Annotated in this window: 19 protein-coding genes, 1 pseudogene and 1 other annotated feature; all 20 genes and pseudogenes read left to right on the top strand. The window is 39.6% G+C overall.

Features of this window, described 5'->3' with window-relative positions:
• Positions 1 to 9 precede the first annotated feature (9 nt).
• The 20 genes and pseudogenes from ATZ99_RS09380 (at position 10) to rsxA (ending at position 21,356) form a co-directional block, all read left to right on the top strand.
• Positions 10 to 1,716 (top strand): annotated as a pseudogene (locus ATZ99_RS09380) (ABC-ATPase domain-containing protein).
• A 303-nt stretch (positions 1,717 to 2,019) separates the two neighbouring features.
• Complete coding sequence (locus ATZ99_RS09375) at positions 2,020 to 2,418, top strand: secondary thiamine-phosphate synthase enzyme YjbQ (RefSeq protein WP_068748972.1); 399 nt, start codon at positions 2,020 to 2,022, stop codon at positions 2,416 to 2,418.
• Positions 2,419 to 2,493: 75 nt separating this feature from the next.
• Positions 2,494 to 2,716, top strand: a binding site (T-box leader).
• 99 nt (positions 2,717 to 2,815) lie between these two features.
• Positions 2,816 to 5,455 (top strand): valine--tRNA ligase, encoded by a 2,640-nt coding sequence (locus ATZ99_RS09370; protein ID WP_068748971.1) that lies wholly within the window; start codon positions 2,816 to 2,818, stop codon positions 5,453 to 5,455.
• A gap of 16 nt (positions 5,456 to 5,471) precedes the next feature.
• Complete coding sequence (locus ATZ99_RS09365; RefSeq protein WP_068748970.1) at positions 5,472 to 6,773, top strand: bifunctional folylpolyglutamate synthase/dihydrofolate synthase; 1,302 nt, start codon at positions 5,472 to 5,474, stop codon at positions 6,771 to 6,773.
• A gap of 136 nt (positions 6,774 to 6,909) precedes the next feature.
• Positions 6,910 to 7,905, top strand: coding sequence for an FAD:protein FMN transferase (locus ATZ99_RS09360; RefSeq protein ID WP_068748969.1), 996 nt, complete (start codon positions 6,910 to 6,912; stop codon positions 7,903 to 7,905).
• 156 nt (positions 7,906 to 8,061) lie between these two features.
• Positions 8,062 to 8,694 carry a redox-sensing transcriptional repressor Rex gene (locus ATZ99_RS09355; RefSeq protein WP_068748968.1) on the top strand — a complete coding sequence of 211 codons (633 nt, stop codon included), beginning with the start codon at positions 8,062 to 8,064 and terminating at the stop codon, positions 8,692 to 8,694.
• Entirely contained in the window at positions 8,691 to 9,503 is an 813-nt protein-coding gene (locus ATZ99_RS12025; protein ID WP_068748967.1) for an ATP-binding protein, read from the top strand. Before ATZ99_RS09355 ends, ATZ99_RS12025 begins: the two co-directional genes overlap by 4 nt.
• A 46-nt stretch (positions 9,504 to 9,549) precedes the next feature.
• Positions 9,550 to 10,887, top strand: a complete 1,338-nt coding sequence (locus ATZ99_RS09345; RefSeq protein WP_068748966.1) for a [Fe-Fe] hydrogenase large subunit C-terminal domain-containing protein — start codon at positions 9,550 to 9,552, stop codon at positions 10,885 to 10,887.
• Positions 10,874 to 11,221 carry a DRTGG domain-containing protein gene (locus tag ATZ99_RS09340; protein WP_068748965.1) on the top strand — a complete coding sequence of 116 codons (348 nt, stop codon included), beginning with the start codon at positions 10,874 to 10,876 and terminating at the stop codon, positions 11,219 to 11,221. The genes ATZ99_RS09345 and ATZ99_RS09340 overlap by 14 nt, the downstream gene beginning before the upstream one ends.
• Positions 11,218 to 11,955, top strand: a complete 738-nt coding sequence (locus ATZ99_RS09335; RefSeq protein ID WP_068748964.1) for a PHP domain-containing protein — start codon at positions 11,218 to 11,220, stop codon at positions 11,953 to 11,955. Before ATZ99_RS09340 ends, ATZ99_RS09335 begins: the two co-directional genes overlap by 4 nt.
• Positions 11,956 to 12,068: 113 nt before the next feature.
• Entirely contained in the window at positions 12,069 to 12,554 is a 486-nt protein-coding gene (gene nuoE, locus ATZ99_RS09330; RefSeq protein ID WP_068748963.1) for an NADH-quinone oxidoreductase subunit NuoE, read from the top strand.
• Between the two features lie 3 nt (positions 12,555 to 12,557).
• Positions 12,558 to 13,103 (top strand): ATP-binding protein, encoded by a 546-nt coding sequence (locus tag ATZ99_RS09325; protein ID WP_068748962.1) that lies wholly within the window; start codon positions 12,558 to 12,560, stop codon positions 13,101 to 13,103.
• 12 nt (positions 13,104 to 13,115) lie between these two features.
• Positions 13,116 to 13,481 carry a (2Fe-2S) ferredoxin domain-containing protein gene (locus ATZ99_RS09320; protein ID WP_068748987.1) on the top strand — a complete coding sequence of 122 codons (366 nt, stop codon included), beginning with the start codon at positions 13,116 to 13,118 and terminating at the stop codon, positions 13,479 to 13,481.
• Between the two features lie 28 nt (positions 13,482 to 13,509).
• Entirely contained in the window at positions 13,510 to 15,303 is a 1,794-nt protein-coding gene (nuoF, locus tag ATZ99_RS09315; RefSeq protein WP_068748961.1) for an NADH-quinone oxidoreductase subunit NuoF, read from the top strand.
• Positions 15,304 to 15,325: 22 nt separating this feature from the next.
• Positions 15,326 to 17,074, top strand: a complete 1,749-nt coding sequence (locus tag ATZ99_RS09310; RefSeq protein WP_068748960.1) for an NADH-dependent [FeFe] hydrogenase, group A6 — start codon at positions 15,326 to 15,328, stop codon at positions 17,072 to 17,074.
• 265 nt (positions 17,075 to 17,339) lie between these two features.
• A complete protein-coding gene (gene rsxC / locus ATZ99_RS09305; protein WP_068748959.1) occupies positions 17,340 to 18,656 on the top strand; it encodes an electron transport complex subunit RsxC in 1,317 nt (438 codons plus the stop codon).
• Positions 18,657 to 18,671: 15 nt separating this feature from the next.
• On the top strand, positions 18,672 to 19,595 hold the full coding sequence (locus tag ATZ99_RS09300) for an RnfABCDGE type electron transport complex subunit D (RefSeq protein WP_068748958.1): 924 nt from the start codon (positions 18,672 to 18,674) through the stop codon (positions 19,593 to 19,595).
• Positions 19,592 to 20,134, top strand: a complete 543-nt coding sequence (locus tag ATZ99_RS09295; RefSeq protein ID WP_068748957.1) for an RnfABCDGE type electron transport complex subunit G — start codon at positions 19,592 to 19,594, stop codon at positions 20,132 to 20,134. The genes ATZ99_RS09300 and ATZ99_RS09295 overlap by 4 nt, the downstream gene beginning before the upstream one ends.
• The gene (rsxE, locus tag ATZ99_RS09290) at positions 20,134 to 20,751 is read left to right on the top strand and encodes an electron transport complex subunit RsxE (RefSeq protein WP_068748956.1); all 618 of its coding nucleotides are present in this window, start codon (positions 20,134 to 20,136) and stop codon (positions 20,749 to 20,751) included. Before ATZ99_RS09295 ends, rsxE begins: the two co-directional genes overlap by 1 nt.
• A gap of 17 nt (positions 20,752 to 20,768) precedes the next feature.
• On the top strand, positions 20,769 to 21,356 hold the full coding sequence (gene rsxA / locus ATZ99_RS09285) for an electron transport complex subunit RsxA (protein WP_083947443.1): 588 nt from the start codon (positions 20,769 to 20,771) through the stop codon (positions 21,354 to 21,356).
• Positions 21,357 to 21,386 lie beyond the last annotated feature (30 nt).

Genomic DNA, 21,386 nt, shown 5'->3' with positions numbered 1-21,386 from the left:
GTGAATTGAATGAAGAATAAGATGGAGTTATATGAAACCTTGAACAGAATAAATAATAAAGGATACAAAGCTTACAAGGATATTGAAGGGGTATACGATTTTGGACAATTTACACTTTTTATAGACCATGTTCAGTCCGACCCCTTTGCACCTCCTTCCCGTGTCAGGGTAAGGGTTAGCATGAAAGAATCGGGCTTTGAGGGGAAGCTATTTTCTACAAAAGAGCGCAAAATAGCTTTTGAAGATTACATATCAAGAAAGATATATGGGGAAATATTGAAATTACCGAAGCTCAAGGGAACGGGTAATAGTGGAGTTATATTTATTGACTGCGGAGGGCAGGAAATCCTTGAGAGAACTTCAGTAAAAATAGACAATGATTTCGTCGAGGCAAGGATAAGCATAGGCCTTCCGGCATTCGGTCGAAAAATTAATTCTAAATCCGCAGAACGAATTTTCTTTGAATTTTTACCGATATTGGTAAAAAGGGCTCTTACCTATGAAAATTACGATAAAAAAGAAGCCGAAAAATGGGTGAAACTTTATGAGGATCAAGAATATATAAGAAAAATTCTTTTGGATATCGGATTGATAGCTTTTATAAAAGACGGCTCTATTTTGCCACGGGAAAGCGGAATAAGCGATAAACCCTTAAAAAAGGGCAAGGTCATCCCTTTTATATCACCGGAAAGTTTGAGGGTTGAAATTGAACTGCCCAATAACGGGAAAATTACCGGAATGGGTATAAAAAAAGGTGTTACTCTTATTGTAGGCGGAGGGTATCATGGCAAAACCACCCTTTTGAAAGCCCTTGAAAGGGGAGTTTATAATCATATTCCGGGGGACGGCAGGGAATTTGTCATTACGGTGAAAGATGCGGTAAAAATACGAGCGGAAGACGGAAGGAGGGTGGAAAAAGTAGATATTAGCCCCTTTATTGCAAACCTTCCCGACGGTCAGGATACCAAGAGGTTTTCAACAGAAAATGCCAGCGGAAGCACATCCCAGGCAGCAAATATTATGGAAGCGGTAGAAATTGGAACGAGCCTTCTTTTACTGGATGAGGATACCTGTGCTACAAATTTTATGATAAGGGATGCAAGGATGCAAAAACTCGTGGCAAAAGAAAAAGAGCCTATTACGCCCTTCATAGACAGAGTAAGACAAATTTACGAAGAAATGGGTATTTCTACAATTCTTGTTATGGGGGGAAGCGGCGATTACTTTGATGTGGCCGACTGCGTTATAAAAATGCAGGATTACAGGCCTTACGATGTAACGGAGGAGGCAAGAAAAATAGCTTTTCAATTAAAGACTGACCGCAGGGTAGAAAGAGCGGAGGGTCCCATTACTGTGACCCCAAGAGTCATTATGAAAGAGGGTTTAGAGCTAAGGGGTAAAGAAAAAATAAAATCCAGGGACGTGGATACCCTGCAGTACGGTGGAGAATTCATAGAGCTTGATTACGTGGAACAGCTGGTGGACCGCAGTCAAACCAGTGCCGTTGGTGAAATCATAAGGTACGCTGTGAAAAAATACGTTGACGGTAAAAGAACGCTAAAGGAAATCGTGGAAATGGTCTTTGAAGATATAGAAAAGTACGGCCTTGACATAATTTCTCCCTTTTACGGGAAGCACCCGGGAAACTAAGCACTACCCAGGCCCCAGGAAGTAGCGGCGGGATTAAACAGGTACCGGGGATTAAAGGTGAAGTAAATTTGTATATTTTAAATAAAACTTATTCTGGTCGTTACAATTTAGGTATCCAAGAACCTAGTTATTAGTTGACTATAATTATACAAGCTGTATAATTATTAAATTACCCATTAAAAAGGGCAATTTTATTATAATTAATAAAATGAAAAAGTGGCTTAAATATTTAATAAAGGCCGGGAATATCGGGGAATATATTAGCATTGTTGTCACCTATACATGAAGGAAAATACAGGCAAAGGTGCATAGTTTGGTGTTATCATTAAAGATAAGAGATTGCTTACAAATAAAATTGGAGGAGATGTAATGAAAATAATAAATCTCGTAACTACTGCAAGGACCCAAATTGTGGATATAACCTCAGAGATAAAAAAAGCCGTATCGGAATCCGGGGTAATGGACGGGCTTTGCTTTGTTTTCATACCTCATACCACTGCGGGAGTAACGATAAACGAAAATGCCGACGAAGATGTAAAAATCGATATTATTAATACCCTGAATAAGTTAATACCTCAAAGAGGAGACTACAGGCACGCGGAAGGAAACTCGGATGCTCATTTAAAAGCATCGCTCATTGGGAGTTCCGTGATGCTTGCGATAGAAAAGGGCGAACTTGTTTTGGGAACCTGGCAGGGGATATTTTTCTGCGAATTTGATGGACCAAGGCAAAGGAAGGTTTTTGTTAAGTGCGTGAATTCAGAATAAGAATATCAAACTTCCCATATTCTAACTTGACACGGAAAGGTAATGAAGCTAAAATTTATATAAACAACTGAATAAAAAGAGGCATTGAAGGAGAGGAGTAAAAAGTTTTTCCTTAAAAGAGAGGAAGGCATCTTTGGTGAAAGCCTTCTTAAGGAAAGCTTTTGAAGGTCGCTCCGGAGCTTTCCCGGCGAAAAAGTAGCCGGGAACGGATAAAACCGTTAATTTCATGAGTGCCCGAATAAAATTTTTTTATTCGGGAATTAAGGTGGTACCGCGAAAAAAGCCTTTCGCCCTTTATAGGGTGAGAGGCTTTTAATTTTTTACACTTTGTTACGGAAATTTATAAAGAAAAATGTTTTAAGTTTAAAAAAATGAATTTTTGGAGGAGGTTTTACAAATGACGGTAAATTTACCTTCGGTGTACGATCCTAAAAATGTGGAGGAAAAATGGTATAAATACTGGGAAGAAAATGACCTTTTTAGAGCAAAAATTGATAAAAGAAAAAAACCTTTTACAATAGTTATTCCACCGCCCAATGTTACTGGTAATCTTCATATGGGACATGCTCTTAATAATACCCTTCAGGATATATTAATTAGATTTAAAAGGATGCAGCAAATTCCCACGTTATGGCTTCCCGGGACGGACCATGCCGGCATAGCTACTGAGGCGAAGGTTAAGGAACAATTAGCCCAGGAAGGACTTTCAAAATACGACCTGGGCAGGGAAAAATTCTTAGAACGGGTATGGGCATGGAAAGAAAAATACGGCGGCACCATAGTAAATCAGCTCAAAAAATTGGGTGCTTCCTGCGATTGGTCGAGATTTAGATTTACTCTTGATGAGGGTTTAAGTAAAGCGGTGAGGGAAGTATTTGTAAGTTTATACGAAAAAGGGCTGATTTACAGGGGAGACTATATTATTAACTGGTGTCCTACCTGTAAAACAACGCTTTCGGACATAGAAGTGGAATACGAGGAACATCAGGGTAAGCTGTATTATATTAAATATCCGTTTAAAAATGGAAAGGGCTTTATCCAAATTGCTACAACAAGACCAGAGACAATGCTCGGTGATGTAGCGGTAGCAGTAAATCCGGGAGATGAAAGGTATAAACATTTAATAGGAGAAACAGTGATTCTTCCAATCATGGAAAGGGAAATACCAATAATTGCCGATGAATATGTGGATATGGAATTTGGTACCGGTGCTGTTAAAATTACTCCCGGTCACGATCCGAATGATTTTGAAATTGGCTTAAGGCATAAACTGCCCGTTGTCAAAGTTATGAATGAAGAGGGCATGATGAATGAGAACGCAGGAAAGTATGCAGGTCTTGACAGATATGAAGCAAGAAAATTAATAGTGGAAGAACTTAAAGCGAAGGACTTGCTTGTTAAAATCGATGATTTAAATCACAGCATAGGGCACTGTTACCGCTGCGATACAGTGGTGGAACCTATGGTTTCAAAACAGTGGTTCGTAAAAATGAAGCCTCTGGCAGAACCTGCAATTCAGGTGGTAAAAGATGGAAAGGTAAAATTTGTGCCTGAAAGGTTTACAAAAATTTATGTAAACTGGCTGGAAAACATACATGACTGGTGTATTTCAAGGCAACTCTGGTGGGGCCATAGAATTCCCGCATGGTACTGTAAGGATTGCAACGAGATGACCGTATCAAGGGAAGACCTTAAGGAATGTCCGAAATGTAAAAGCAAAAATTTAGAACAGGATCCGGATGTTTTGGATACGTGGTTTAGCTCTGCCTTATGGCCCTTTTCTACCCTCGGATGGCCTGAAAAAACTGAGGACCTGGAGTATTTCTACCCGACTTCGGTTTTAGTAACGGGATACGATATAATTTTCTTCTGGGTAGCGAGGATGATCTTTTCGGCAATGGAGTTTATGAAGAAGGAACCTTTTGAATACGTAGTAATAACGGGGCTTGTAAGGGATGCTTTGGGGAGAAAAATGAGTAAATCCCTGGGGAACGGCATAGACCCGTTGGAGGTAATCGAAAAATATGGTGCGGATACATTAAGGTTTTCATTGAGTACCGGAAATACCCCCGGCAATGACATGAAATTTTACTGGGAAAAAGTTGAACACAGCAGGAATTTTGCCAATAAAATCTGGAATGCTTCCCGCTTTGTGCTGATGAATCTGGAAGGCTATGTTCCCGAAAAGATTGAAATTGAAAAATTATCATTAAAGGACCGCTGGATACTGGCAAGATTGAACAATGTAATCGGAGAAGTAACCGATTTTCTGGAAAAATTTGAAATAGGCATTGCGGCTTCTAAAATTTACGACTTTTTCTGGAGTGAGTTTTGCGATTGGTATATAGAAATGGCAAAAATAGATCTCAGCGGTGAAAAAAAAGAGACGAAAAATATTACGAAAGGTGTACTTTATACCGTCCTGGAAAATTCTCTTAAACTCTTGCATCCGTTTATGCCTTTTATCACCGAAGAAATCTGGCAACAGTTGCACCATGAAGGTAAAAGTTTAATGGTATCCGAGTGGCCGAAGGTAAATCCCGCTTACAATTTTGATGATATAGAAAAAATGGAAGTTTTAATGGAGGCAATAAGAGGAATTCGTAATATACGGGCGGAAATGAATGTGCCGCCTTCCAAAAAAGCGGGAATTTTGATTAAAGCCACGCAAAAGGATATAGAAGGGTTATTCCGGGATAATATGGATATCATATATTTCCTTGCAAAGGTAGACAAAGCCGAATTTATAGAAAAAGAAGTTTTCCCGAAAAAAGCTATGAGCACGGTGGTAAAGGGAGCTGAAATTTACGTACCGGTGGAAGGTTTAATAGATGTAGATCTGGAAATAGAAAGATTAAGGAAAGAAAGGGAAGAATTAAGGGAGGAGCTGGAAAGGGCGGAAAGAAAACTGGGCAATGAAAACTTCGTAAATAAGGCTCCGAGGGAAGTAGTTGAAAAAGAGAGGTTAAAAGCCGAAGAATATAAGGATAAGATAAGCAAGATAGAAAAAAGGCTTTTACTTTTACAAAGTGAATGAGAAAGGGGCTTATTGTATGTGGACCGTTGAGGATGTACTTTTGAAAATTCACGGTATGCAAAGGTTTGGTATTAAGCCGGGACTTTTCAGAATAAAAAAGCTTTTGGAGATTCTGGGTAATCCCCAGGAGGATATAAAGGTAATTCATATTGCTGGCACCAATGGGAAAGGGTCCACATCTTCCATGATCGATTCTATTTTGAGAGCTCACGGGTACAGGGTGGGGCTTTATACCTCACCCTACCTGGAAGTCTTTAATGAGAGAATAAGATTAAACGGAGAAAACATTGCCGATGAAGACCTGGTGCAGCATGCAGTAGAAGTTTTTAAAGCCCTGGACGTGATGGAACAACAGGGTATTGAGCCGCCTACGGAATTTGAAGTAGTTACAGCTTTAGCTTTTTCTTACTACAAAGATAAAGATGTTGACTTTCTCGTGCTCGAAGTGGGAATGGGAGGAAGACTGGATGCTACCAATGTGGTAGTTCCCCTCGTGAGCGTGATAACCCCGATCAGCTTTGACCATAAGGAATACTTAGGAAATACCTTAGAAGAAATCGCCAGGGAAAAGTGCGGTATTATAAAGAAAAAAGTTCCTGTAGTAACTTCCCTGCAGGTAGATGAAGCCATGAAAGTTATTGAAGAAACATGTAAAGAGACGGATTCAAAACTGTACAAAGTAGGGGAACAAATAAAGTATAAACTTTTAAATGATGATCTATCAGGACAAACCTTTGAACTATGCTCGATAAAAAATTATTACGAAAACCTAAAAATTACCCTTTTGGGCCGGCATCAACTTTCAAATGCTTCAACAGCAGTAGGTGCGGTGGAAGTTCTCAGCGATTATGGTATTCCCGTTATTAAAGAAAAGGTGGCAGCGGGTTTATATAATGCCAAATGGGCGGGAAGATTTGAGATATTGAAAGAAAAACCTTATGTGATTATAGATGGAGCTCATAATGAAGCAGGTTGCGAGGTGCTAAAAAAGTCGGTATTAAACTATTTTAGCGGCAAAAGAAAAATTTTCGTTCTGGGAATTTTGAAGGATAAAGATTATATTAATATGCTTAGAATACTTGTACCCATTGCAGATATGATAATTACCACAAAACCCGAAAGCCCAAGAGCTTTAACTTCAAAAGAGCTGAAAGAAGCAGTTGAAGGACTTTCTTCAGAAAATATTCCTGTTATCAACGAAGATAATATAGAAAAAGCAATAGAAATAGCATTAAACTGTGCAAAAGAAGACGATGTCGTAATTTTTGCCGGTTCATTGTATATGATTGGAAAAGTAAGAGGATTGCTGAAAAAGTAATTTTTTTCACAAATATATTTTTTTAAATTTATTTTTTGATATAATATATTTATATAATGCAATTATTTAATTTTTTTTTGTAAGGGGAGTGATTTAAACGAACAAGATAAAAGCTGCAATCCTTATTTTTTTTGTGATGATTTTTTTAACATCATGCGGAAAAAAGGAAGAAGCGTCACCGGTTACCAAGACAAACTTTTTGCTGGATACTCTTATTCAGATAACTGCTTACGGGGATAATGCTGAAAGCGCAATTAATAGCGCTTTCGATAGAATTGCCGAAATTCACAATAAAATGAATGTCAATGACGAAGAAAGCGAAATTAGCAGTATAAATAAATTAGCGGGGAGGGGTTTTGCAAAAGTAAGCCAGGATACTTTTTATGTAATTCAAAAGGGGCTTTATTACTCTTCTTTATCGCACGGGAAATTTGATATAACCATCGGACCTTTAGTTAAATTATGGGGAATTGGAACGGAAAGAGCCAGGGTACCAGATAAAAACGTGATTGAAAGCGTTCTACCGTTGATTAATTATCAGGATGTGATAATAGACCAGGAGAAAAAAGAAGTGATGTTAAAAAGGGAGAAAATGGCGTTAGATTTGGGTGCAATCGCAAAAGGTTATGCAGCTGACGAAGTAATGCGGATCTTAAAGGAGAATGGGATTAAAAGTGCAGTTGCGGACTTGGGCGGAAATATATACGTTCTGGGAACAAAGCCCAATGGGAAATCGTGGAGAATAGGTATACAAAACCCTTTTAAACAAAGAGGTATTACTTTTGCGACCATAGAGGTAAAGGATAAAACGATAGTAACCTCCGGAACTTATGAAAGGTTTTTTGTTGAGAATGGGAAAAAGTATCATCATATTCTGGATACAAAAAATGGGTACCCGGTGGAAAACGGTCTGGTAAGCGTGACCATAATTGGCGATACTTCCATCGATTGTGATGCCCTTTCCACTACCACTTTTGCCTTAGGTTTAAAGGAAGGCATGAAGCTAATTGAAAATATAAAAGGTTATGAAGCAATTTTTGTTACTCAGGATAAAAAGGTTTACGTAACTTCAGGAGTAAATAATTATAATTTTACCATTACCGATGAAGAATTTAAGCTGGAAAATTTATAATTAAATAAAAATTTGAATAATTCATAACAGGAAATAATTTGCAAATAAAATATTGTTAAAAAATTAACAATATATTAAAACATTGTGATAATTTTCGCTTTTTGTATTGTAAAAAGTTATTTACTATGATAAAATAAAAGCAAGGAGTGATAATTTTTGTTTAAAAAATTTAAAATTCCCGATGCTACCATAGGAAGACTGACGGCTTACTCAAGGTTCTTAAAAGAAGCCGAGGAGAAGGGAATTTCTACGGTTTCTTCTCAAAATATTGCCGAAGCAACGGGCGTAACTCCTGCCCAGGTAAGAAAAGATTTGGCTTACTTTGGAGAATTTGGAACCAGGGGAGTGGGATATAACCCCAAAGAATTATACAATTATATCATGAAGATACTGGGTCTTGACAAAAAGTGGAATGTTGCAATTTTTGGTGCGGGCAATTTGGGAACTGCTCTTTCCCAGTACCGGGGTTTTTTAGAAAGAGGTTTTGAAATAGTTTGTATGTTCGATACCGACCCGGAAAAAGTTGGCAAAAAATTAAACGCTATTGATATCTTTCATTTAGATGAGTTGAAAGAAAAAGCAAAGGAACTTAATATTGAACTGGCAATAGTTGCTGTTCCGGCTCAGGCAGCTCAGGAAGTTGTTAATATGATTGTAGAGGCCGGTATTAGAGGTATAATAAATTTTGCACCTGTAAATATTTTCGTTCCCGATAATATAGTTTTAAGAAGGGTTGACCTTGCATCCCAATTAGAATACCTTACCTATTACTTAGGTGAAAATAGATGAAATTAGAAGAAATAAAAAATATTTTGAAAGCAGAGATCTTGTTAGGTGAAAATCTGGATCTGGAAATAGAAAATGCTTGTGGCGCAGAATTGATAAGCGACATACTTTCGGATAACAAAAAGAATGCCGTTTTATTGACCGGTTTAACCCATAATCAAATAGTTAAAACCGCCTTTATGTCGGATTTTAAAGCCATTATTTTTGTAAGAGGTAAAATGCCCGGGCGGGAAGTTATAGATTTAGCCAGGGAATATGGGCTTATTCTTTTGCGCACTTTGTATCCACTTTACGAAAGCTGCGGACTTCTTTTCGAAGCAGGTTTAAAAGGAGATATAAAAAATAAATATGAATTTAAAGAAGCGGAAGAAAAGGACCTTGCTCGGGCTATGGAACTTTCTTACGACGTGTTAGGTGGAGATTTTAACACGGCGGGGAGAGCTACCGAACAGGCCAAGAAGATCTTCAGGCAAATAGGAATAGATCCTTCGATATTAAGAAGGGTGTCTATTGCAGCCTATGAAGCAGAGATGAATATTGTCATTCATGCCTACAAAGGTAAAATTACCTTTAATTTGACTCCTAAGTTTATTGAAATTATTGCGGAAGATGAGGGGCCGGGTATACCGGATATAGATTTGGCTATGCAGGAGGGTTATTCCACAGCTCCGGCTTACATCCGAGAGATGGGCTTTGGAGCGGGAATGGGCCTTCCTAATATGAAAAAATTTTCAGATAAATTTGAAATAACTTCTGTTGTCGGAAAAGGGACAAAAGTGAGAATGATAATTTATTTACAAAATTATGGATAAAATTCTCTATTAGCCCTAAGGCTTTTAAGGAAAGCTGGTGGAATTTTTGACGGGATACTACCATTCCGTTACTCTCGATATATCGAAATGTAAGGGATGTACCAATTGCATAAAAGGATGCCCGACAGAGGCAATTAGGGTGCGCAACGGAAAGGCACAGATTTTACAGGATAAATGTATTGACTGTGGAGAATGTATAAGGATATGTCCGAATCAAGCCAAATATGCGGTTTACGATAGTCTTGAAAAATTAAAAGAGTTTAAGTTTAAAATCGCACTTCCCGCACCCAGTTTATTTGCCCAGTTTAAAGAAAACGTCTCTAAGGAACAAATATTAAATGCTCTTTACAAGGCAGGTTTTGATGAGGTATACGAGGTAGCCTTAGCTGCTGAGGAAGTTTCCATTGCGATTCGCGAATATATAAAAAATAGCTCGATAAGGCCTTTAATTTCTTCTTCCTGTCCTGCCGTACTCAGGTTAATACGCGTCAGGTTTCCTGCTCTGATTGAAAACATAATTCCTGTAAAATCACCTATGGAAATTGCGGCAAAAAGGGCAAAGGAAATCGTATCAGCAAAATTAGGTATTCCTGATATGGATATTGGCACGGTATTTTTAAGCCCATGCCCTGCAAAAGTTACGGCAGTAAAACAGCCCATCGGTACATTAAAATCCTATGTGGATGCCGTCGTTCCTGTAAATGTAATTTACGGAGAGATTTTAAAAAATCTTGGCAAAGGTAGTTACCAAACGATTTTTAAAAGAGCCAATGGTCTTGGAGTTGGATGGGGCAGATCGGGCGGTGAAAATCTGGCTATAGGATGGGGGAATAATTTATCAGTAGATGGAATACACAATTGTATTGAGGTTTTAGAGGAGATCGAGATGGGCAAACTTTCAGATATAGACTATGTAGAGTTACAGGCATGCAATGGAGGATGTATAGGTGGAGCGTTAATGGTTGAAAATAGATTCGTCGCCCGGGTAAAACTCAGAAGGATGTCAGAAAAATTAGGAAACAATCCTAATTTTGATGAAAATGAAATAAAAATATCCATAAAAAATGCGTTTTACAATATGGAAGGACCTATTACTGGAGAAGTTAACTACGGCTTGGATGGTAATATTGCAAAAGCTATAGAAAAGATGGAGCTTTTGGAAAAAACCCTGAAAGGTCTTCCCGGACTCGACTGTGGAAGCTGTGGAAGCCCGAACTGTCGTGCTTTAGCTGAGGATATAGTTCTTGGAAGAGCCAATGAAACGGACTGCGTATTTAAATTAAGGGATAGAGTTAGACAGTTAGCCAAAGAAGTGCTGGACCTCTCGCAAAAATTACCTCCCACCATGGATACGGATGGAGGTGAAAATAATGAAACTGGTTGAATTGGTTGAAAAACTGGGTTTAAAGGTTCTAACCGAGGGGGTAAACCTGAATAAAAATGTTGAAGGAGGATATTCCGGGGACCTTCTTAGCTGGGTTATGGCTCATGCAAAGGAAAATCAGGTATGGATTACCATTCAAAGCCATCAAAATATTGTGGCAATAGCTTCCCTGCTGGGTCTATCCGGAATTATTATTGCGGAAGAAGTTCCGGTAGATGAAAATACCCTGAAAAAGGCAAAGGAAGAAAATATTCCCATTTTGTCTTCGAACAAATCCTCTTTTGAATTATGCGGTATACTGTATAATTTATTATACGGGAGTAATTTTCAATGAAAGAATTTGCAGCAGACCTGCATATTCACAGCTGCTTATCTCCCTGCGCTTCTGAGGAAATGATTCCTCCTAATGTGATAAATATGGCAAAATTGATGGGTGTTAACATAATAAGTGTATGTGATCACAATTGCGCAAAAAACGTTGAAGCTTTCATAAAGGCTTCGGGCAAAGAAATACTTGTTATTCCTGGCATGGAAGTTCAAACAATGGAGGAAGTTCATGTTCTGTGCTATTTCAGAGATATTAATAACATGCGGGTATTTGAAAACTATATTTACAGAGGCATTCCGGATATTAAAAATATACCGGAGCTTTTTGGAAACCAGCATATAGTAGATGAAAAGGGAGATACCGTCGGGATAGAGGAAAGAATGTTATCGCTTTCGGTAAAATACTCTATCAACGAAATTTTCAGGAAGGTAAAGGATTTAGGTGGACTTTTTGTTCCTGCCCATATTGATAGAAAAAGTTACAGCATTATATCAAACCTGGGATTTATTCCGGAGGATATTAACCCTGATGCGCTGGAAGTTTCAAAAAGCGCACTTAAGGAGAGGAATTTAATTGATGTACCAATGGATATTATAAAAATTTATTCTTCCGATGCTCATAATTTGCTGGGGCTGGCTTTTCCTCCCAATACGTTTTTTATAATGGAGGATTTAACAATAGATGAATTTTTTAGATGCATAAAGGGCGAGGGCGGAAGGAGGGTTGTAATAAGGGAATAGTTTTTTTATCGAAATTTTTGTGAAAAGAATTACTTTAACAAAAAATTAACAATTGATACCCGGGACTTATTTAAATTTTAAATTCAAATTTAGAAAATAAAGGAGTGATTTTCTTGGAAACCAATATCAAAATAACCGACTACGAAGAAAAACTTAAAAAAATCGATGAAATGCTTGAAAAATATAAAGGCCAAAAGGGAGCGCTTTTGCAGGCGCTTCAGGAAGCACAAGGGATAATGGGTTATTTACCCTTAGACGTTCAAAAGAAAGTGGCGGAAAGTTTAAATGTAACATTGAGTGAGGTTTACAGCACGATTACTTTTTACTCCTTTTTCAACCTCAAACCAAGAGGCAAGTATCAGATAAGAGTATGCCTGGGAACCGCTTGTTATGTAAAAGGTGCGAATAAAGTACTAGAAAGGTTTGAACAGGAACTGGGCATCAAAGTAGGGGATACAACTGACGATATCAAATTTTCGCTCGATGCTTGCCGCTGTGTGGGTGCTTGCGGGCTTGCTCCTACCGTAATAATCAATGAAGATGTATACGGGAGACTTACTCCAGACAAGGTTCCCGAAATACTGAAAAAATACGAATAGGTTATGAAGGAACTGTCTTTGCATATCTTAGACATTGTGGAAAATTCAATAAATGCAGGGGCTACCCGGGTGAAAATATCAATAAAAGAAGAAAGCAAAAGGAATTTGATGACGATTACAATAGCCGACAACGGAAAAGGCATGGATGAAGATACGCTTAAAAAAGTGGTAGACCCTTTCTTCACTACCAGGACAACGAGGAGGGTAGGATTGGGGATCCCTCTTTTTGCCCAGGCTGCAAAAATGGCGGGAGGAGATTTGAAGATCACTTCAAAAATAGGTATGGGGACGAAGGTTGAGGCTACTTTCATAAAAAACCATATTGATTTGCAGCCTTTGGGGAATATGGCAGATACCCTGGTTACATTGTGTGCCCTTTATCCCCATGTGGAGTTTATATATGAGCATTCGGTAGATGACAAAATTTTTATTTTTGATACCGGGGAAGTAAAAAAACGATTAAAAGATGTTCCGATAAATCATCCTTTGGTCCTTGAGTTTATAAAGGATTATGTGGATAGCAACTTAAAAAGTATTTTGGAGGTGTAAAAAATGGGTGTAATAAAATCTCTTGAAGAATTAGAAAAAATACGTGAACAGGCAAAAGACCTTATAAACCTGAGAAAGGACAATGAAAATAAAACCCGAATTGTAGTAGGAATGGGAACCTGCGGAATTTCCGCCGGAGCAAGGCAGGTTTTACTGGCGATACTGGACGAGATTAAAAAGAGGAATTTGAATGACGTTATTGTTACCGAAACGGGATGTATTGGTCTTTGCAAGTTTGAACCTTTGATAGATGTGATTAAACCCGGCCAGCCGAAGGTAACCTATGTTAACCTGGATGCCGAAAAGGCTCGTCAAATTGTTGCCAAACATATTGTAAACAATCAAATAATTGAAGATTGGGTTATACCAAATATTTAAAAGTTTTTGATTGTGAGGAGGATTAACAATGGAGATTTATAGAGCGCATGTGCTTGTTTGCAAAGGAACCGGATGCACCGCTTCGGGAAGCGAGCCTATAATTGAGGCTTTTCAAAAGGAAATTGAGAAAAAAGGTTTATCAAAGGAAGTAAAGGTGGTTCAGACGGGTTGTTTGGGGCTTTGCGAGCTGGGACCTAATGTTTTGATATATCCTGAAGGAAGCTATTATTGCAGGGTAAAACCTGAAGATGTCGCCGAAATAGTGGAAGAACACCTGATCAAAGGAAGAATAGTAGAAAGACTCCTTTATAAGGAACATGCCACCGAAGAAAAAATGCGCGCATTGACGGATATAAACTTTTATAAGCACCAAAAAAGAATAGCTCTGAGGAATTGCGGTATTATAAACCCCGAAGTCATAGAAGAATACATTGCGAACGATGGGTATATGGCTTTAGCCAAGGTTTTAACGAAAATGACTCCTCAGGAAGTTGTGGATGAAGTAACGAAATCCGGCTTAAGAGGAAGGGGAGGAGGAGGTTTCCCGACAGGCAGAAAATGGCAGTTTGCCAAGGATGCGCCCGGGGATATAAAATACGTAGTTTGCAATGCGGATGAAGGGGACCCCGGTGCATTTATGGATAGAAGTATTTTAGAGGGTGATCCTCATTCTGTTCTGGAAGCAATGGCAATTGCCGGATACGCTATTGGAGCGCAGGAAGGTTACATTTATGTAAGAGCCGAATATCCTATAGCAGTAAAAAGGCTTGAAATCGCTATTAATCAGGCTCGGGAAAGAGGACTTCTGGGGAAGAATATCCTGGGTACAGGTTTTAATTTCGATATATTCTTGAGGCTTGGTTCCGGTGCCTTTGTATGCGGAGAGGAAACGGCATTACTTGCTTCAATTGAAGGCAGAAGAGGTGAACCCAGGCCACGACCACCCTTCCCTGCACTTCAGGGTTTATGGGGAAAACCTACCCTGATAAACAATGTAGAAACTTATGCCAACATTCCGCCCATAATATTGAACGGCGCTGACTGGTTTGCAAGCATAGGCACCGAGAGAAGTAAAGGAACCAAGGTTTTTGCTATAGGAGGAAAGATAAATAATACGGGCCTTGTGGAAATTCCCATGGGTACTACCTTAAGAGAGGTTATTTTCGAAATTGGCGGCGGAATACCAAACGGTAAGAAATTCAAGGCTGTTCAAACAGGTGGACCTTCCGGTGGTTGCATACCCGCATCGTTGCTTGATATGCCTATAGAATACGATACATTAACTCAAGCGGGATCTATGATGGGTTCCGGTGGTATGATAGTAATGGACGAGGACAACTGCATGGTGGATATTGCAAAATTCTTCTTAACCTTCACTCAGGATGAATCCTGCGGAAAATGCCCTCCATGCCGCATTGGAACTAAACGAATGTTAGAAATACTGGAAAGAATAACAAACGGGGAGGGCAAAGAGGGCGATATTGAACTTTTAGAAAACCTTGCAAAAAGTATAAAAGATTCTGCCCTCTGCGGATTGGGACAGACGGCACCGAATCCGGTACTTTCCACATTAAGGTATTTTAGAGACGAATACGAAGCTCATATAAAAGAGAAAAGATGCCCCGCAGGCGCCTGCAAAGCGCTGATAAAATACGAAATTATTCCTGAAAAATGTAAAGGCTGCGGACTTTGCGTAAAGGTATGTCCTGTAGGAGCAATAACGGGAGAAAGAAGGCAACCTCATGTAATAGATAAAGAAAAATGCATTAAATGCAACAGCTGTTTTGATAGATGCCCGTTCGGGGCAATTGTTAAAAAATAAGTAGAAGGGAGAGAACTTTGATATGGAAATGGTTACGTTGACCATAGATGGCCAGAAAGTGCAGGTTCCTAAGGGTACTACTGTTTTGGAGGCAGCCAGGAAACTGGGGATTAAAATCCCTACACTGTGCTTTTTAAAGGGTATAAATGAAATCGGTGCCTGCAGAATGTGCGTTGTAGAAGTTAAAGGCGCGAGGAATTTGCAGGCATCCTGCGTTTACCCCGTATCCGAAGGGATGGAAGTGCTCACTAATACTCCCCGGGTCAGGGAATCAAGAAAAACAACATTGGAGCTTCTTTTATCGGATCACAATTTAGAGTGCCCAACATGTGTGAGAAATTTAAACTGTGAATTGCAAAAATTATCGGAGGAACTGGGAATTAAATCTATCAGATATCAGGGGGAAAAACACAAACCAAAATACGATGATTTTTCACCCTCGATTGTCAGGGATACTTCAAAATGTATCCTCTGCAGGCGTTGCGTGAGTGCATGCCATAAAATCCAGGGAGTTGGAGTCATTTCTCCGAATCATAGAGGTTTTAATACAATGGTAGCTCCTGTATTCGACAAAAGCCTTTCGGAAGTTGCCTGCGTAAATTGCGGACAGTGCATACTGGTATGTCCGGTAGGGGCATTAAAGGAAAAGGACGATACAGACAGGGTCTGGCAGGCACTGGCGGATCCGGAAAAACACGTAATAGTTCAAATAGCTCCTGCTGTAAGGGTATCTTTGGGCGAAGAGTTCGGACTGGGCAGGGGTGCAATCGTTACGAAGAAAATTCCTGCAGCTTTAAGAAGAATGGGATTTGATAGGGTTTTCGACACGGATTTTACCGCAGACCTCACGATTATGGAAGAGGGTAATGAATTTTTGGAAAGATTGAATCACGGGGGGAAATTGCCATTGATTACTTCCTGCAGCCCCGGCTGGATTAAGTTCTGTGAGCACTATTATCCGGAGTTTCTGGAAAATCTTTCAACTTGCAAATCCCCCCAGCAGATGTTCGGTGCTGTTGCAAAGACTTATTATGCTGAAAAAATGGGTATAGACCCTTCAAAAATATTTGTAGTTTCCGTAATGCCCTGTACCGCGAAAAAATATGAAGCCCAGAGGCCTGAAATGCGGGCAAGCGGTTATCAAGATGTGGATGTGGTACTAACTACGAGAGAAATTGCCAGGATGCTAAAAGAAGCTGGAATAGACCTTGCGCTAATGCCTGATGAAGAATTTGATGAGCCCCTGGGAATTTCTACGGGAGCCGGCGCAATTTTCGGAGCAACAGGCGGTGTAATGGAAGCTGCACTGAGAACGGTTTACGAGGTGGTTACCGGTAAGGAACTGGAAAGAATAGATTTTACCGAGGTAAGAGGGGTAGAGGGGATCAAAGAAGCAACAATTGAAATAGATGGATTAAAGGTAAATGTTGCAGTAGCTCACGGGCTTTCCAATGCCAAAAAAGTTCTTGACAGAGTAAAAAATGGCGAAGCAAATTATCACTTCATAGAAATAATGTGCTGCCCCGGAGGGTGTGTAGGCGGTGGAGGACAGCCGATTTTAAACGCTGATGAAAGAATGGAACTGGATTACAGAGAAGTAAGAGGAAATGCTATTTACGAAGTTGATAGGAATATGCCTTTAAGAAAATCTCATGAAAATCCGGTGGTTCAGCAGCTTTATAAAGAATTCCTGGGTCATCCGCTAAGCGAGAAATCCCATGAACTCCTTCATACTCATTATACAAAAAGACCTCTGTATCCCGAGTCATAAATGAGTGTAAAAAATCATAAAAATTAGTATAGGGTGTTGTTTGATAGAACCTCGTCTGAAAAGGCGGGGTTTTTTGTTAATTTTATACATGGATATTTAAAACAATTTGATAGAAATTAATAAGGATTTATTGTATAATTTTTTTAGTGTTTGCTTTTTTTGTATACATGATACTTGTGAAAAAAATATTTTTTTTAATTAAAAGGTTTTAAAAGAAGAATGTCGAATATATAAAAGGTTTTTTAAACTGAGAGGAGAGGTGATTATGCTTAAAACTTTTAAGGGCGGGATTCACCCTGAGTATAATAAAGAGTATACAAATAGAAAACCCGTTGAAAGAGCAAAGCTTCCTTCAAAAGTGATTATTCCCATGAGCCAGCATGTGGGGGCACCCTGCGAACCTATCGTAAAAGTAGGGGATACGGTAAAGGTCGGGCAAAAAATAGGTGAAGCAAAGGCACCGGTCTCTGCTCCCGTGCATGCCAGTGTATCGGGGAAGGTAATAGCAATTGAACCAAGACCGCATCCTTCAGGGGCTCTTGTAATGTCTGTGGTAATTGAGTCGGATGGAAAGGACGAAATATACGAAGGGATTAATCCTCCAAAGCCGCTGGAAGAACTAACTCCCGATGAAATCAAAACCATAATAAGGGAAGCCGGCATAGTTGGAATGGGTGGTGCGGGATTCCCCACTCAGGTTAAATTATCACCTCCGTCGGGAAAAACAATAGACACCATTATCGTAAATGGTGCGGAATGTGAACCATATCTGACTTCAGACCATCGTTTGATGGTAGAGCACCCGGAGGACGTAGTTTTTGGCCTTCTTGCTATTATGAAAGCAACCGGAGTTAAAAAGGGTTATATAGGAATTGAGAACAACAAACCCGATGCAATTGAGGCAATAAAAAAAGCTGCCAAAGGATTTGAAGGTATCGAAGTGGTTGAACTTGATACAAAATATCCGCAGGGGGGAGAAAAACAACTTATTAATGCGATTACAGGAAGGGAAGTTCCTTCCGGCGGGCTCCCCATGGATGTGCATGTTATAGTTGATAATGCGGGTACCTGTGCGGCAATAGCTAAGGCTTTAAAGACAGGTATGCCCTTAATAGAAAGGATTACAACCGTAACGGGAACGGGAGTAAATGAGCCTAAAAACCTTCTTATTAGAATTGGTACTCCCTTTAATGAAATTATTGAGCAATGCGGTGGGTTTAAAGGCGAGGTTGGGAAGGTCATTATGGGAGGGCCTATGATGGGCCTTGCTCAGGGATTACTGGATGTACCCGTTATAAAAGGAACTTCCGGAATACTCGTTCTTCAAAAGAAAGATGTGAATGTTGAGGAACCATCCAATTGCATTAGATGTGCAAAATGCGTGGATGCATGTCCAATTCATCTATTACCAACTACACTTGCGAAATTTGCCCAGAAGGGTAAATGGATTGAAGCCGAGCAGTATCATGCGATGGATTGCATCGAATGTGGATGCTGCGCTTATGTTTGCCCAGCTCATATACCCCTTACCCAGTGGATAAGACTTGCTAAAAATAACATAGTAATGTCGAAAAAGAAATAGAATGGAGGCGAAAAAATGCAGGACTATAAGTTTATAACGACTTCTTCTCCCCATATACATTCGGGAGAAAGTGTTTCCAAAATAATGTATACTGTGGCAGGGGCTTTACTGCTTCCGACCGCTGCAGGTGTATATTTTTTTGGGATAAGAGCTTTGCTTTTAGTAATTACCACTTCTTTGGCCTGTATAATTACCGAAGCCCTGTTTCAGATGCTTAGAGGGAAAAAAATTACTATATGGGACGGAAGTGCACTGGTAACGGGTATTTTACTGGCCTTGAATCTCCCGCCGGGACTGCCTTTATGGATGGCTGTTGTAGGCTCCGCTGTGGCAATTTCGCTGGGTAAACAAATTTACGGTGGCATAGGGTCAAATCCTTTTAACCCGGCTTTAATAGGCAGGGTATTTCTAATGATAACTTTTCCCGTTCAAATGACTAAATGGATAAACCCCGTTGATGGCACTACCGGAGCGACACCATTGATGCTTTATAAGATGCAGCACGTAACCACCGATTATTTTAATTTGTTAATAGGAAGGACCGGAGGCTCCTTAGGAGAAACTTCCGCAATAATGATAATAATAGGAGGATTATACCTCATATACCGGGGATATGTGGATTTCAGAACACCACTTTCATATCTTGCTACGGTAGCAGTTTTATCGTTCTTACTGGGAAGGGATCCCGTATTGCAGCTTCTCTCGGGCGGCTTAATGCTCGGTGCCTTCTTTATGGCAACTGATATGGTTACTTCTCCTATAAGCCGTTTGGGGAAAATCATTTTTGGCATTGGCTGCGGTTTGTTTACGGTAATTATAAGATTTTACGGGGGATATCCCGAAGGAGTTTCTTTCTCGATTCTTTTAATGAACGCTTTTACACCGATTATTAACAGATTAACCGTGCCCAGAATTTACGGGGAGGTGAAAGCAAAATGAATCAACCGGTGAAAATGGTTGTTGTGTTAATGATGATCGCACTCGTGGCCGGTGCCCTCCTTGCTTTCACGTATCAGGCTACCTATCCCAAAATACAGCAACAGGCAAAAGAGGCTTTGGAGAGTTCTGTGTTAAAAGTAATTCCCGGTGCTGAAAAAATGGAAGAAGTCCAAAAGGATGGAATGACTTTTTATATCGGTATGGATAATCAGGGTAATAAAAAGGGTATAGCTTTCAAAGCTGTGGGGAGCGGTTTTTCAGGGCCTATTGAAATAATGGTGGGATATAACCCCAAAGAGGGAAAATTAACGGGAATAGAAATTCTTTCTATGTCCGAAACACCGGGGCTTGGTGCTAAGATAAAAGAACCTTCTTTTACGGAACAGTTCAAAGGGAAATCGGTAAAAGACGAATTCGCTCCCAAAAAAGATGTTAAGGTTATTACCGGTGCAACTATTTCTCCTACGGCCGTTGCAAAGGCAATAAAATCTACCCTGGAAGAAGTGACTAAAATATATCCCGTAGGAGGTGAGTTCTGATGCAATTGATTAAAGATTTTGTTAACGGATTATGGAATGAAAATCCTATCTTTAGAATGGTTATCGGAATATGCTCGGCTTTGGCTGTTACTACCGCAGCAAAAAATGGAATAGCTATGGGACTTGCTTTGACTTTCGTATTAACCTGTTCAAGCATATTGATTTCCCTTTTAAAAAATATTATACCCTCAAAGGTGAGGATTCCCTGCTATATTATCGTAGTGGCTACCTTTACAACCATCGTAGACCTGGTAATGAAAGCGTATTTCCCCGCTTTATATCAGGTAATGGGTATTTTCATTCCTTTAATAGTTGTTAACTGTATAGTCCTTGCAAGAGCTGAAGCCTTTGCTTCAAAGGTAAATGTGTTAAGAGCTACTGCCGATGCCCTGGGAATGGGACTTGGTTATGCCTGGGCGATAACGGTAATAAGCATGGTAAGAGAAATTTTAGGAAACGGGACGATCTTTGATGTACCTTTGTTCGGACAGAATTTTACTCAATGGGTAATTATGCTTCTTCCTCCCGGAGCTTTCTTTGTAATGGGGATTCTGGTGGGATTGATGAACCTTATAACGAGAAAATCGCCAAAGAACGACGGCTGCCATAACTGCTGATTGGGAGGTGAATTGAGTTGTTAAAGGAAATTTTATTTATAATAATCGGTTCGGTACTTGTAAATAATTTCGTATTATCCAGGTATTTAGGACAGTGTCCATTCCTCGGCGTTTCAAGCAAAACCGAAACCGCGCTGGGTATGGGAATGGCGACCACCTTTGTTCTAACAATGACTGCGGTAGCGGCGTATTTCATTCAAAATTATATATTGGCACCTTTTGGCTTGGATGCTTTTTTACAGATCGTATCGTTTATTCTGGTCATTGCCTCTCTCGTACAGCTTGTGGAAATGGTAGTATTAAAAATAAGTCCACCCTTGTACAATGCTTTTGGAATTTACCTTCCCCTGATTACTACCAACTGTATCGTGCTTGGGGTCGCTCTATTAATTCCTTCCAAAAGCTACAATTTAATTCAAAGCATTGCTTTCGGCCTGGGTGCAGGACTTGGGTTTACCTTAGCTCTTGCTTTAATGGCAGGAATAAGGGAAGATTTGGAATTTGCTGATGTTCCAGAAGCGTTGAAAGGTCCTGCCATCGTCTTCATTACAGCAGGGCTACTTGCTATGATTTTTATGGGATTTGCGGGACTTGTTCCGCTATAAGGATATTTTTTTTACCAGGAGGTGAATTGT

Source organism: Thermovenabulum gondwanense (assembly GCF_001601575.1).
Taxonomy (GTDB): Bacteria; Bacillota; Thermosediminibacteria; order Thermosediminibacterales; family Thermosediminibacteraceae; genus Thermovenabulum; species Thermovenabulum gondwanense.
This window is presented reverse-complemented; position numbering and strand designations above follow the sequence as displayed.

Bases quoted from the DNA above. Each gene is read 5' to 3' on its own strand.
- ATZ99_RS09375 (WP_068748972.1), top strand. From the start codon at position 2,020: ATGAAAATAATAAATCTCGTAACTACTGCAAGGACCCAAATTGTGGAT.
- ATZ99_RS09370 (WP_068748971.1), top strand. From the start codon at position 2,816: ATGACGGTAAATTTACCTTCGGTGTACGATCCTAAAAATGTGGAGGAA.
- ATZ99_RS09365 (WP_068748970.1), top strand. From the start codon at position 5,472: ATGTGGACCGTTGAGGATGTACTTTTGAAAATTCACGGTATGCAAAGG.
- ATZ99_RS09360 (WP_068748969.1), top strand. From the start codon at position 6,910: ATGATTTTTTTAACATCATGCGGAAAAAAGGAAGAAGCGTCACCGGTT.
- ATZ99_RS12025 (WP_068748967.1), top strand. From the start codon at position 8,691: ATGAAATTAGAAGAAATAAAAAATATTTTGAAAGCAGAGATCTTGTTA.
- ATZ99_RS09340 (WP_068748965.1), top strand. From the start codon at position 10,874: ATGAAACTGGTTGAATTGGTTGAAAAACTGGGTTTAAAGGTTCTAACC.
- ATZ99_RS09335 (WP_068748964.1), top strand. From the start codon at position 11,218: ATGAAAGAATTTGCAGCAGACCTGCATATTCACAGCTGCTTATCTCCC.
- ATZ99_RS09325 (WP_068748962.1), top strand. From the start codon at position 12,558: ATGAAGGAACTGTCTTTGCATATCTTAGACATTGTGGAAAATTCAATA.
- nuoF (WP_068748961.1), top strand. From the start codon at position 13,510: ATGGAGATTTATAGAGCGCATGTGCTTGTTTGCAAAGGAACCGGATGC.
- ATZ99_RS09310 (WP_068748960.1), top strand. From the start codon at position 15,326: ATGGAAATGGTTACGTTGACCATAGATGGCCAGAAAGTGCAGGTTCCT.
- rsxC (WP_068748959.1), top strand. From the start codon at position 17,340: ATGCTTAAAACTTTTAAGGGCGGGATTCACCCTGAGTATAATAAAGAG.
- ATZ99_RS09300 (WP_068748958.1), top strand. From the start codon at position 18,672: ATGCAGGACTATAAGTTTATAACGACTTCTTCTCCCCATATACATTCG.
- ATZ99_RS09295 (WP_068748957.1), top strand. From the start codon at position 19,592: ATGAATCAACCGGTGAAAATGGTTGTTGTGTTAATGATGATCGCACTC.
- rsxE (WP_068748956.1), top strand. From the start codon at position 20,134: ATGCAATTGATTAAAGATTTTGTTAACGGATTATGGAATGAAAATCCT.